Annotated in this window: 10 protein-coding genes and 1 pseudogene; 8 read left to right on the top strand and 3 right to left on the bottom strand. The window is 44.0% G+C overall.

Going from position 1 to position 12,082, the window contains the following annotated elements; translation table 11 throughout:
• A pseudogene (locus I8751_RS11120) lies at nt 1–264 on the top strand (IS4 family transposase); the annotation flags it as partial.
• 454 nt (nt 265–718) lie between these two features.
• On the opposite strand, the gene I8751_RS11125 reads toward I8751_RS11120, so the two are convergent.
• Complete coding sequence (locus I8751_RS11125; RefSeq protein ID WP_214439225.1) at nt 719–901, bottom strand: hypothetical protein; 183 nt, start codon at nt 899–901, stop codon at nt 719–721.
• Between the two features lie 219 nt (nt 902–1,120).
• Here I8751_RS11125 and I8751_RS11130 point away from each other — a divergent pair, with 219 nt between their 5' ends.
• The 5 genes from I8751_RS11130 to I8751_RS11150 all read left to right on the top strand — a co-directional run bounded on the left by I8751_RS11130 (nt 1,121) and on the right by I8751_RS11150 (nt 7,239).
• Nucleotides 1,121–1,333 (top strand): restriction endonuclease subunit S domain-containing protein, encoded by a 213-nt coding sequence (locus tag I8751_RS11130; RefSeq protein WP_225894095.1) that lies wholly within the window; start codon nt 1,121–1,123, stop codon nt 1,331–1,333.
• A 60-nt stretch (nt 1,334–1,393) separates the two neighbouring features.
• Nucleotides 1,394–1,975, top strand: a complete 582-nt coding sequence (locus tag I8751_RS11135; protein WP_214439226.1) for a Uma2 family endonuclease — start codon at nt 1,394–1,396, stop codon at nt 1,973–1,975.
• Nucleotides 1,976–2,082: 107 nt separating this feature from the next.
• Nucleotides 2,083–2,382: a nucleotidyltransferase family protein gene (locus I8751_RS11140; protein WP_214439227.1), complete on the top strand. Its 300-nt coding sequence runs from the start codon at nt 2,083–2,085 to the stop codon at nt 2,380–2,382.
• Between the two features lie 120 nt (nt 2,383–2,502).
• Nucleotides 2,503–3,852, top strand: coding sequence for an efflux RND transporter periplasmic adaptor subunit (locus tag I8751_RS11145; protein WP_214439228.1), 1,350 nt, complete (start codon nt 2,503–2,505; stop codon nt 3,850–3,852).
• A 213-nt stretch (nt 3,853–4,065) separates the two neighbouring features.
• Nucleotides 4,066–7,239 carry an efflux RND transporter permease subunit gene (locus I8751_RS11150; protein ID WP_214439229.1) on the top strand — a complete coding sequence of 1,058 codons (3,174 nt, stop codon included), beginning with the start codon at nt 4,066–4,068 and terminating at the stop codon, nt 7,237–7,239.
• Nucleotides 7,240–7,361: 122 nt separating this feature from the next.
• Here the strand turns inward: I8751_RS11150 and I8751_RS11155 are convergent, their stop codons facing one another.
• Nucleotides 7,362–7,958, bottom strand: a complete 597-nt coding sequence (locus I8751_RS11155) for a Uma2 family endonuclease (RefSeq protein WP_214439230.1) — start codon at nt 7,956–7,958, stop codon at nt 7,362–7,364.
• A 233-nt stretch (nt 7,959–8,191) separates the two neighbouring features.
• Between I8751_RS11155 and I8751_RS11160 the strand changes: the two genes are divergently transcribed.
• Both I8751_RS11160 and rtcA read left to right on the top strand, forming a co-directional pair.
• Nucleotides 8,192–9,541: an FAD-binding oxidoreductase gene (locus I8751_RS11160; RefSeq protein ID WP_214439231.1), complete on the top strand. Its 1,350-nt coding sequence runs from the start codon at nt 8,192–8,194 to the stop codon at nt 9,539–9,541.
• A gap of 156 nt (nt 9,542–9,697) precedes the next feature.
• Nucleotides 9,698–10,741: an RNA 3'-terminal phosphate cyclase gene (gene rtcA / locus I8751_RS11165; protein WP_214439232.1), complete on the top strand. Its 1,044-nt coding sequence runs from the start codon at nt 9,698–9,700 to the stop codon at nt 10,739–10,741.
• A 258-nt stretch (nt 10,742–10,999) separates the two neighbouring features.
• Here rtcA and I8751_RS11170 read toward each other — a convergent pair whose 3' ends face one another.
• Nucleotides 11,000–12,025, bottom strand: a complete 1,026-nt coding sequence (locus tag I8751_RS11170) for a DUF5331 domain-containing protein (RefSeq protein WP_214439233.1) — start codon at nt 12,023–12,025, stop codon at nt 11,000–11,002.
• Nucleotides 12,026–12,082: the final 57 nt, after the last annotated feature.

Raw genomic sequence — 12,082 nt, forward strand, 5'->3', positions numbered from 1 at the left:
GCTATCGCCTATACTTGTGCTGTTTTAGCAGGTCGTAACTCTCGTCAAATGGGATTACAAAAATATATTGGTCGTCTGAAGGAATTAAACCGACTACATCGCCGACATAGCGCATTTTGGGTTGGTTTGTATGGCCAATTATGGGTGGGTGCAATGGAGTTTTGGGCTGATTTAGCTCATGATTTAATGCGTTTAAAGCCCAGTAAACTACCCTATTTTCGCAAGGGTCTACGTGCTATGTCTCTTATCCAGTCTGCTTTGTAGCTTCTTTGTCACCCCTTCAGGGCGCTGATTTACAAGCGTTTCAAGCAAAAAAAGCAGGTGACTAAAAAATCTGATTGGGCAAGAAAATGGTGAACGCACTTAAATTTGCTGGTTGAGGTGGTAGTTTTTCTTTTTCCCACTCAAGCAAATTTCTGATTCATACTCTTGACAAAATCTCTAAGAGATCGAATGAATCAGCCCTGCCCTTATTTGCAGTTAATGTGGTTTCAAAATTGCCTTGTTTGCAGTTTGAAGCGTTTATGTTTGCAGTTCGCTACAGCTACCAGCACAAAAGATTGGGCTTCGTTTTTCAAGACCGTCTGTTTTGTGCGCCAATTGATGACAGAGCGCTGCACAAAGACCTACAACACTGATGCAGATCTATTTACAGCGCTCAGTCAGTCACAAAAAAGTTGCAATGGGCTTAAGTACAAATGTCTGCAATAACTTAGTTCTAATTAGCTGAATCTGAGCGTTCTATTTGTTGCCGAATGGTATCAATAGAAGCATTAATGCCAGCCAGTTTGGACTCTAAATCATCTCGCATCCAAATCAAAAATTTTAATTTCCGTTCTAAACTAGCTTTGTGCGAAATGGGTTCGCTTCCATAACAGGTATTACCCCAAAAAGGAAACATAATTTACCTCTGTACTTAGATTTTGTAACAGTGCAATATATTGCACCACTACATTCTCACTAATTACAATCAGGCTGGTGTGTGTAACAACCGACCTAAATTTTACGTGCTTAACGAACTTTCTCCATCATCTTGTACAAACATGTGTCGGGTCAACTTGATAGCCCCTGATGAAATTAGCCGATATCCTCAAAGACTCAAATTACAAGCTGTCGCAGTTTGCGATCGCCCATTGTCTGCGAAATTCTTGATCTTCATACAACAGCCAATATGTATCCGACAATTTCCACTGAGGATCTGTTAAATATTCCGATCGCGTTACCGCAAGAAACTACTCGCCAGAAAATCAAAGAAAAAGTCAGAGCATCTCGCAAAGCGCGGGAGCAATCCAAACAACTGCTAAAAATTGCTAAAACAGGAGATAGCAACTGATGAAGCGATCGCTATAACTTGGATAAACCAGCAACTAAAAGCCTTGGAGGTCAACCGATCATGATTGCTCAACCTGAGACTAAACGTTACACCGTTGATGAGTATTTAGAACTGGAAATCGCTTCAGCAATACGCAACGAATATTGTGATGGAGAAATTATTCCTATGACTGGTGGGACACCCAACCACAACGATATTGCTGGAAATTTATATATTTTGCTGAAATCTGCCCTAAAAAGCAAAAACTACCGGATTTTCTATGTCGATCAGCGACTCTGGATTCCCGATGCAAATCTCTATACTTACCCTGATGTGATGGTTTTGCCCAAACCCTTAGAACTTCAAACCGGGCGCAAAGATACTGTGGTGAACCCCTGCTTTATCGCTGAAGTGTTGTCTAAATCCACCCAAAACTACGATCGCGGTGAGAAATTTGTTGCCTATCGTAAAATTCCTACCTTCCAAGAATATCTGCTGATTGATCAATACCACATACACGTTGAGCATCATGTTAAAACAGGCGCTCATCAGTGGTTATTTTCAGAATACGACGACCCAACTGTCACCCTTTCTTTAAGTACCTTTGATGTGCAAATTCAAATTGCAGCACTTTACGAAAATATTGATTTTTCGACCGTTTGATTTGAATGGCTAAAACAGGAGTAGAACAGGCGATAGAAACTGATGAAGCGAAGCGGCAGCAACGACTTGGATTAACCAGCAACTAAAGCTTTGGGTGTAGAAATGCCATGACGATTACTGCAATAGATCTACTAATGGATCGGATTCGTGAGTTTTGTCATAAGTGGCAAGTTACCGAATTTGCCCTGTTCGGCTCTGTCTTACGCGATGATTTTCGCCCCGAAAGCGATGTTGATGTGTTGATCGCCTTTTCTCCAACTGCGAAACGGGGGTTAACCGAAACTCTGCAAATGCGCGATGAACTGCAAGCTATTTTTAAGCGACCTGTAGATTTGATTGTGATCGACATGGCTAAAGCCTCTGACATTTATTTGTCATATTTATCTAATAAACTACAAAAAAAGTAACACAATTTTACTTTTATCTAAATAATTAACTGTTGATAGCGAACATTTGACTGTAACTATTGTTCACTTTCAACTGCTAATCGTTAGCTCATAAACCTCAGTAGCCTACCATCAACCGCTATGGATACTTCTGAAGCTCAAGTTTCAGCTATTGAAACCCAACCAGATAGTTCTGTGCCTTCTAAGTTAGCACCGACTCGTTCGGGTAAACCTTGGTTCTGGAGATTGCTGATTCTATTTCTGGCAACCGGTGGCATTATTCTATGGCGGATGCTTGCTCCTGGTGGCGCACAACGCTCGTCTGTTGCACAACAAGGGCCGCCACCTCCAAAGCCAATTGAAACAATCTCCCTGGAAACTGGAAGTGCTACAAGAAGTGTACAGCTTTTGGGACAAGTAGAAGCAACTCAGCAATCAACAATCCGCGCTCAAACTAGTGGAATTGTCAAGCAAATTTTAGTGCAACCAGGCGATCGCGTGAAAGTAGGAATGGCGATCGCTTTACTGGATGATACTGATCAGCAATTGGCAATTAGCCAAGCACGAGCGCAACTAGCACAACAACGAAGCAATCTAGCACGTTTGGAAGTTGGTACTCGTCCTGAAATCATTGCTCAACGGCAAGCGGCTGTCACATCTGCGAAGGCGCGAGAACTCGAAGCACAGGATAACTTGAAACGCACTAGCGATCTTGTCAAAGAGGGTGCTTTATCTCAAAGATTGTTAGTGGAAGCTCAAGCACAATTGAATAACATCCAAGGAGAACGGTTAGAAGCCGAGGCAGAACTTGCCGAAGCTAAAGCTGGGCCAATTAAAGAAGAAATCGCCGCCCAACGGGCAAATGTCGAAGCAGCTAAAGCCACCTTAGCTCAAGCAGAATTAGCACAACAGCGCACGCGGATTCTGGCATCGGAATCGGGTATAGTGCAAACTCGCCATATCAGTAATGGTGATTTAGTCCAAAGTTCTGGTCAAATTGTCACCTTAGTAGCAGGCGATCGCTTCGATATTTTCCTAGAGTTACCAGAAGAACTCAGTGGTAAAGTTAACCCAGGTATGACAATCGATCTCACAACTCGCGCCCTACCGCAATGGAAACAACGCGCCACTATTACTGCTGTAGTTCCTTCTGCTGATACTGCCTCTCGTCGCCAGCGTGTGCGTGTCCAAATTAACAAACCTCCATCAGGCTTAATACCAGGAATGGCGATCGCAGGCAACTTAAGTATGCCCTCGAATCGCTCCAGCTTTGTGGTATCACGAGATGCATTAACTAGAAGACAAAACGAGTGGCTAGTTTTTGCAGTTGCAGATGGCAAAGCTAAACAAATTCCAGTCGAGATGGTTTCTGACATGGGTAAAAATGTCGCAATTTATCATCCCACTTTACGCACCGGTCAACGCATTGTGCTACGTGGCGGTGATGGATTGCAAGATGGTGCGCCTGTAAAGATAGTTGATCCAACTTAAAACAATTCGCAATTCGCAATTCGCAATTCGCAATTATGTTTTGTGACGGGGACTTAAACCCCCAAAGTTGGTTAAAACATAGGTTGCACCACACTTCCATAGACTTCTTGCAGAAGTTGGTTAAAGAGGAAGAATCGTCTCTTTCTCCTTTAACCTTTCCTTCAAAAGACTGGGAACCCAATTTAAATATGATTTTCTGAATTACCAATTAATATGAATTTTATCGAAACTGCCGTTCGTTGGCGACATGGAACTTTTGTTTTGTTTTGCTTGCTAGCAATGTTCGGGGTGTTCTCATTACTAAACTTACCCCTAGAATTGCAACCAGGAGGCGATCGCCCGGAAATTACGATCACAACTACATATCCCGGCGCAGGGCCAACAGAAGTAGAAGACTTGATTACCCGCCCCATCGAAGAACAGATGGAAGAGGTGCTAGGTGTCCAAGAAATTAGCAGTACCTCTCGTGCTGGACGCAGTAGCATTACCTTGGAATTTGCTCAGGATGCCAACGCTAGAGAACGGATGGTAGATGTTCTCAACCGTTTGCAACAGGTGGAAAGTTTGCCGCCAGAAGCGCAAGAATCGAGTGTAGAACTGGTGGGCGGTAACAGTTCACCGATGATGTGGATTCCATTTGATACCAAAGAAGGATCTCAACCGGATGCAGACCGTTATCGGGACTTAGCAGAAGAAGTGGTGATTCCCCGTTTGCGGCAAGTCGAGGGAACTGGACAATTTTTGTTAGTGGGTGGACAAGAACGAGAAGTTGAGGTGAAGGTTGATCCGAAAGCATTAAGCGATCGCAACCTCACAATTGGCGATGTAGTACGAGTCCTTCAAGAAAACAACCGCGATATTCGGGGTGGGCCATTAATTCTCGGACGACGGGAATATCGAGTCCGCACAATCAGCCGATCGCAAAATTTATCACAAATTGAGGGCTTTGTGTTGCGACGCGACCAATCGGGCACAGTTTACTTGCGAGATGTGGCAACAGTACAGATGGGACGCAAACCCCAAGATAGTGCGTTGGTATTCAACGGCAAACCAGGGGTAGCAGTCGGTGTCATTCGGCAGATTGGGGCGAATGTGCCGGAGGTTGCTAAAGGCATTCGGGCGGAAATTGCTGCACTGCAAACTGAATTTGATCGGCAAAACCAAGGTATTCGCTTTGTTTATAACTATGACGAGAGTCAGTATATTAATCAATCTATCGAATTTGTCCAAGGCAACTTAGTTAGTGGGGCGCTATTAGCAACCATTGTCTTGATTCTGTTCCTTGGCTCCATGCGTACCGTTGCAGTGGTGGCAATTACAATTCCCGTTACACTGATTATGGTGTTCATTGTCATGTCTGCGTTTGGACGCACATTAAACATCATCAGTTTGGCAGGATTGGCCTTTGCAGTGGGTATGGTCGTGGATAATGCGATCGTCGTAATTGAGAATGTTTTCACCCATATCCAGCAAGGCAAAAGTGCGATACGGGCAGCCATTGAAGGAACTCAGGAAGTTTGGGGAGCGATGCTTGGTTCCACCTTAACCAACGTAGTGGTCTTTGTACCACTGTTAATGGTGACGGGTGAGGCAGGACAACTCTACGCTGATATGGCGATCGCTCTTTCTGCTTCTTCTCTATTCTCCCTGTTTGCGGCATTAACTTTAGTCCCAATGCTATCGGGATTGTTCCTGAAACAATCAGAAGCCATGCAAATGATGCAGGGTGGTGAATATCGCGGCGGTAATTGGTTTGAGCGAATGGTAGCTAAAACCTCAGCGGTGTTTCGTCATTTCCAAAGCAAACTGGAAAACTTTCTCGCCGCTACTGTTAGTTGGTCATTGGGGCGTAAGCGTATTGGTCGCAGGTTAATTGTGCTGTCGATTCCGATTGTTTTACTCGTGACTAGTATTTTTCTCTTACCACCTGCCGATTATCTACCCGAAGGAAATCGTAACTTAGTTGTATTGCGGGCGGAACCGTTACCGGGAACCAGTATACCGGAAGCGATTCGGCAATCTGAACCTGTGCAAAAATTTCTGCGATCGCAACCAGAAGTTGAGCGCATCATGTATGTTGACCGTCCAGGGGCGCTACGAGGTATTGCAACTATCTTAAAACCAGAATTTGCCACGACTACGGGACTCGCTGACATGGTGGATCGGTTACGTGCCCAAAGTAGTAACTTTGCTGGATACCGTTTTGTGATCCCAACACGAATTTCTATATTCCGCGATCCGGGTAAAGAATTTGAAGTGGATATTGTTGGGGCTGACTTAAATCAGATTGGTGACTTAGAAAAGCAAATTACCAGCAAATTGCGATCGCTTCCAGGGGTGCAGAATGTGCGCTCAAACTTTGTCTTGGGTGCAGGAGAATTGCAAGTGATTCCCAACCGCGAACGCATCGCCGAAGTAGGACTTTCGGAAGCGGAAATTGGTTCGATGGTAGAAGCAGCATTGGGTGGTAAAGTTGCCTCCGATTACATTGATGGCAAAGAAGAATTAGATGTTTCGGTGGAACTACAAAATACTGCGGTGGAAACCCCAGAACAACTGCGCCAACTGCCTATATATGCACAAGGGCGACAAGTGCAACTAGGGGATATTGCCGAAGTCGTGGAAACTACGGGAGCCGATGCCATTAACCACGTCAATTTAGAGCGCTCAATTAGCCTTACAGTTTCCCTTGCACCCGATGCCCCCCTTGCTACCCTGGTAGAACGTGCCGAAGAAGAAATTCTGAATCCTCTGCGTAGTAGTTTACCAACAGGTTATCGGCTAGAACTGGCAGGTTCAGCAGATCAGTTAGCAACAACTGTTGGTCAATTAGCTGCTGCCTTTGCATTTTCGATTTTGATTACTTACTTGTTGCTGGTGGCGTTGTATCGCTCATTCCTTTACCCAGTGGTGATTATGGCAACAGTGCCGATGGGTATGAGTGGCGCACTATTGAGTTTAGTAATTGCCAACATGATTCCGGGAATGAATGTGGCATTGGATATGATTACAGCCTTGGGATTTGTGATTCTTACAGGTGTGGTTGTTAACAACGCCATTTTGCTAGTAGATCGCGCCTTGCAACTCCAGCAAGCAGGTGAAGATTTTGATGCATCTTTATATAATGCGACAAGCGATCGCCTCCGGGCAATTTTCATGTCTGCCGGCACTAGTGTGTTGGGGATGTTACCGCTAGCAGTTTTACCGGGTCAGGGTTCAGAGTTATATCAAGGGTTAGGCATTGTCTTAACAGGTGGTCTAGCTTTTTCGACGATTTTGACTCCCACCGTCGTACCCGCACTGATGGGTTTACTACATGATATATCTGGGCGTAAATCGCCGCGATCGCCATCTGCAAAAAAGCCAGACAAAGTAGCTACTAGCTAGTACCATCAGCTACTACTTTACGTTTCGTATACACCGTAGCCTTAGCAAAAGGAGGTACCGCAGGCGGTGGGGTTCTTGCTATGCTTCCTCATATAGTAAGAATTGGAGAGTTTTTATAATTTTTAACTCAGTTCTGGCTTCTGGGCAATTGCTTCCAGTTCTACATTTTCGTAAAGGTCGGTAAAAGGGGCGGTTAAGTTAATGCTTTGGAGTTCAAAGGTTTGGTTATCGGGTGTATAGGTTTGTAGCACCCATAAGCCTTGATCATTACGGCGGAAGGTTTCAACTCGTTGGTGTTTGCTATTAACTAAAACGTATTCCTCTAAGCTGTCAAGGGTTTGATAGTCGTTGAATTTGTCACCTCGATCAAAGGCTTCGGTAGAATCGGATAGGACTTCGATAAGAAGTTTAGCAAAGCTTTTATAGGTGGGCGTTTCTCGATCTTTAGGGTCGCAGGTGAGAATAATATCGGGGTAATAAAAGCGGTTACGTTTCTCAATCCGGGCTTTAACATCGGCAAAGTAAACTCGACAGTCTGACCCTCGTAAGTGGTTACGAATCAATAAAGCGAGGTTGAGAGCAATGGTGTTATGGGTGTCAGTTGTTCCTGCCATTGCGTAAATTTGACCATTAATATATTCGTGTTTGATGTCGCTTGTTTCTTCTAGTTGCAGGTATGCTTCGGGAGTAAGAAAACTGTTATCGGATAGGGCAATCATGGCTTAAGTTAAAGATAAATTTTGCTTGAGGACGTGTTTGCAGCCGTAGTACTTTAAAATTCGATTTCCTCTCCGTTGAAGTTGAGAGGCTGTATACTTTCGGTCAGTGAATTAACCCAAATGCAGGTATCAAGATAATTAGCTAATTCACTGAAGGTAGAAAATTCAAATATCTTCCGCAGGTGCAATTCCATTTTGAATTTATCACGGATGCTTTAAAAAAGGATTAAGCTATGAGATCAATCAATTTAGATACCCTAATAGCTGCTTTTGCAGGCATAGAGACCATTACAGATCCGCATCAAGTAGCAAAATTGTCCCAGGATTACCACACCTTTAGCCCAGTGCTAGTACCGAAACTAGAAGGAAAAGTTGGGGATATAGTGGTACGTCCTGCCAATGAACAAGAAGTTTTAAAAGTTGCAGCAATTTGCGCCAAATATCGCGTGCCTATAACCGTGCGGGGTGCTGGTACTGGCAATTATGGGCAATGTGTACCCTTGTATGGTGGCGTAATTGTCGATATGACAAAAATGCAAGAGATTCTTTGGGTGAAACCGGGAGTGGCGCGGCTCGAAGCAGGGGTGAAATTAGCAGCTTTGGATAAAAAAGCGCGAGATCTCGGCTGGGAAATGCGGATGACTCCTTCAACGTACCGCACAGCAACAATTGGCGGTTTTATTGCTGGTGGTAGTGGGGGTATTGGTTCGATCCAATATGGATTATTAGGCGATCGCGGTAATCTTTTAGCATTAAAAGTTGTAACTTTAGAAGATGAACCCCGTGTAATTGAGTTACGTGGCGATGATGTGCAAAAAGTCAACCATGCTTGGGGAATTAATGGCATTATCACCGAAGTAGAAATCCCCTTAGGGCCTGCTTACCCTTGGGTAGAAGTCATTGTTACTTTTGATGATTTTATGACCGCCGCCAAGTTTGGACAAGCCCTTGGCAATACTGATGGCATGATCAAAAAATTAATTACCATCTTTGCATCCCAGATTCCACAATACTTTCACGCCTTACATCAGTATCTTCCTGGAGGTACTCACCCAGCATTTTTAATGGTTGCTGAATCCAGCTTGGAATCATTACCAGGGTTAGTGCAGCAGTACGGCGGCCAAATTACCTATCAAAAGCCAGCATTTGAAGCAGGAAAAGGCGCAAATTTAGGAGAATTTACCTGGAATCACACTACTCTACACGCCCGGACTGTAGATACTTCTATTACTTACTTGCAAAGTATGTTTCCTGCTGATCCTCAGTTGCAACTAGTAGAGCATCTATATAATTACTTTGGTGATGAAGTAATGATGCATCTAGAATTTTTTCGAGTCAACGGGAAAGTAATTGCCGGTGCTTTACAACTAGTACGCTACACCACAGAAAAACGCCTCAACGAGATTATCGCTTACCACGAGCAGCAAGGTGTATTGATTGCCAATCCCCATACATATATTATTGAAGATGGTGGCAGAAAAGTAATTGACCCTGAGCAGTTAAAATTTAAAGAAATGGTTGATCCTTATGGATTGATGAATCCTGGTAAAAGTAAGGTTCTTCAATTCAAAATCAAAAATTAGGAAGCTACAGATGTAGACATTCATCTATTAGATGTTTATAATTTGTGCTTTGATTTCAACAGCTGTGGGGAGAACCAAAAATCACGCCACTTCGACAGGAGTCGCTGCAACGGGTAAACCCCAGCGCACAAGTGGCTCCAACATCCAACATTGCTCATGATTGACATTGACGGTTCTTACGGTGAGGGAGGAGGACAGGTTCTCCGCAGTTCCCTAAGTCTAGCCGCCATTACAGGCGCACCCATACGTATTACCAGAATTCGCGCTGGACGCAAAAAGCCAGGACTAGCAGCGCAACACTTAACAGCAGTTCGTGCTGCGGCAAGAATTTGTCATGCCCAACTACGTGGTGATGCTTTGGGTTCAATGATGTTGGAATTTATTCCTGGCAGTTCTGTACAAGCAGGAACTTATACCTTTGATGTGAGTGAAGCGCGACAAGGTGCTTCTGCTGGTGCTATTACTTTGGTTTTACAAACAATTCTTTTGCCTTTGGCTTTGGCAGGTAATGATTCTCAAGTCACCCTCAGAGGTGGAACTCATGTCATCTTTAGTCCAACAATGACATACATTGAGCAGGTCTATCTGTCGATGTTACAGCGAATGGGGGTAGAGGCCGAAGTTCAATTAGGTGCTTGGGGATGGTATCCCCAAGGAGGAGGAGAGGTCAAAATGCGGGTGAGTGGTAATAGGAAACTCGGCGGTATCAACTTGCTAGAACGCGGAGATTTACAGCAGGTGCGAGGATTAGCAGTAGCAACAGAACTGCCTTCAAATATTCCCCAACGGATGGCGAGCCGTGCCGAAAATTTGTTACGGACAGCAGGCTTAAAAGCTGCTGTCCAGGCTTTGCGAGAAAAGGGTGTAGCACCAGGAGCAGGGATTTTTTTGACTGCTGAGTATCAGAACAGCTTAACTGGATTTGGTGGCTTTGGGCGTTTGCGCTTGACATCCGAAAAAGTGGCAGAAATAGCTTGCGAGCAATTGCTGAAGTTTCATCAAACCGGCGCACCAGTCGATGAACATTTAGCTGATCAGTTATTGTTACCTGCTGCTTTAGCTTCTCAGATGAGTCAATACAGAGTGGCTGAAGTAACTACGCACTTGATAACGAATGCAGCAGTAATTGAACAGTTTGGGCTAGCGCAGATTACAGTAGATGAAAGGGAAAAAACGGTGGCAGTGATGCCTCTGAATTGATATTTCAGGAAGCTCGACACAAATTATTTAGTGTAAATATATTGCTGAACTCTGAAATGCCTCTTCTGACGTACCGTAAAAAGTACTATTTCGCTAGTTTGTGATCTCGAAGCTGGAGGTTTTGGTATGGAAGCGGCTGATGTTTATAACAATGCATTTGTTGAATCTGCTTCCACTTGAGTCACAAAAGTAATGCCCACACCCCTTTCACACAAACTTATATTGTGCTAATGGGTAATGGGAGTATAAAACTTTGGTTTAAAATCGTGTCAAAATAGCTGACTCGCGATCGCATTTACTACCTTGACAAAATTCATCTACCCAAGAAGTTAAACTACGAGCATTAGTGCTAGTAGATATATTCACTTTTTGGGGAACTTCTGATCGTTGCATGTTTATATGTTGACCGTTATTTTGCACCTCTTTAGCTAAGGTAAGTGTTGATAGGGCTTTGTGATTACTGGGCAGATCATCTGCTAATGCTAATGATGGTAAAGTTTTAGCTTTGATGGGAACATCAGTAGTAATGGTCAGCGATGCTCCTGAAGCAAGTCGTCCACAGGGTCGCACATGTTTACCATTTCTGGAAACCTCGGTGGTGATTATCAAGGATGTTCCTGAGGGAAGCCGTCCCAAAGGTGATAGTACAGTGTTAGCCAGTCGACGAGTGTCGCTCGTTCGCCCCTGGCGTTCTTGAGGGATAGAGTTTGTCACCAGATAGCGCACTGGTTCATTTTGTCGTAATAACCCAGAGGGTGACTTGGCGAACTGTGGAGCCTTGACACCAGATTTTACAGCAACTGTAACTAATGGTACAGGTCTAGGTGGGTGAGCAACTTCTGTTGTAGCTATTAATGTTGGCACAGCCTGCTGCGTGTTGGGCAGTTCGACGGGTATTTTTTCCGAGTGTTGTATCTCAACAGGAGTGAGGGGTGTAAGCAATTCACCCTCAGAACATTTTTCCTGTGACAACTCACTTTCGGCGTGGTTTGTAACCAGAGAATCTTCTACTTTTAATAAACTTAACTCTTCATCAGGATTAAAATTAAGACCTAAAGCTGTGATTATCTCATCGGGATTGTTGTTTAAATCCAGAATAAAAGGCAGTATCTCTTCAAACTGTGGCTCTAAAACAGATAGAGTAGCCAAAATAAACCCAGACGATGGCCGTCTCAGTTGATCATACGTACCCCAAACTCGTATTTTGGCTAGCCAAGAACGATTTTGCTCGTAGTAACTCAGCCACTTCAGTTTCAAAGATTGACGTAGCTGCTGAATATTCATTTGATGCCTCGCTTCAATCAACGATAGTGCAAACCTGTTTAATTAGTTTTATCTCTA

Source organism: Atlanticothrix silvestris CENA357, from assembly GCF_016056295.1.
Classification (GTDB): domain Bacteria; phylum Cyanobacteriota; class Cyanobacteriia; order Cyanobacteriales; family Nostocaceae; genus Atlanticothrix; species Atlanticothrix silvestris.

Coding starts and splice junctions, on each gene's coding strand:
- I8751_RS11125 (WP_214439225.1), bottom strand. CDS start 901: ATGTTTCCTTTTTGGGGTAATACCTGTTATGGAAGCGAACCCATTTCG.
- I8751_RS11135 (WP_214439226.1), top strand. CDS start 1,394: ATGATTGCTCAACCTGAGACTAAACGTTACACCGTTGATGAGTATTTA.
- I8751_RS11140 (WP_214439227.1), top strand. CDS start 2,083: ATGACGATTACTGCAATAGATCTACTAATGGATCGGATTCGTGAGTTT.
- I8751_RS11145 (WP_214439228.1), top strand. CDS start 2,503: ATGGATACTTCTGAAGCTCAAGTTTCAGCTATTGAAACCCAACCAGAT.
- I8751_RS11150 (WP_214439229.1), top strand. CDS start 4,066: ATGAATTTTATCGAAACTGCCGTTCGTTGGCGACATGGAACTTTTGTT.
- I8751_RS11155 (WP_214439230.1), bottom strand. CDS start 7,958: ATGATTGCCCTATCCGATAACAGTTTTCTTACTCCCGAAGCATACCTG.
- I8751_RS11160 (WP_214439231.1), top strand. CDS start 8,192: ATGAGATCAATCAATTTAGATACCCTAATAGCTGCTTTTGCAGGCATA.
- rtcA (WP_214439232.1), top strand. CDS start 9,698: ATGATTGACATTGACGGTTCTTACGGTGAGGGAGGAGGACAGGTTCTC.
- I8751_RS11170 (WP_214439233.1), bottom strand. CDS start 12,025: ATGAATATTCAGCAGCTACGTCAATCTTTGAAACTGAAGTGGCTGAGT.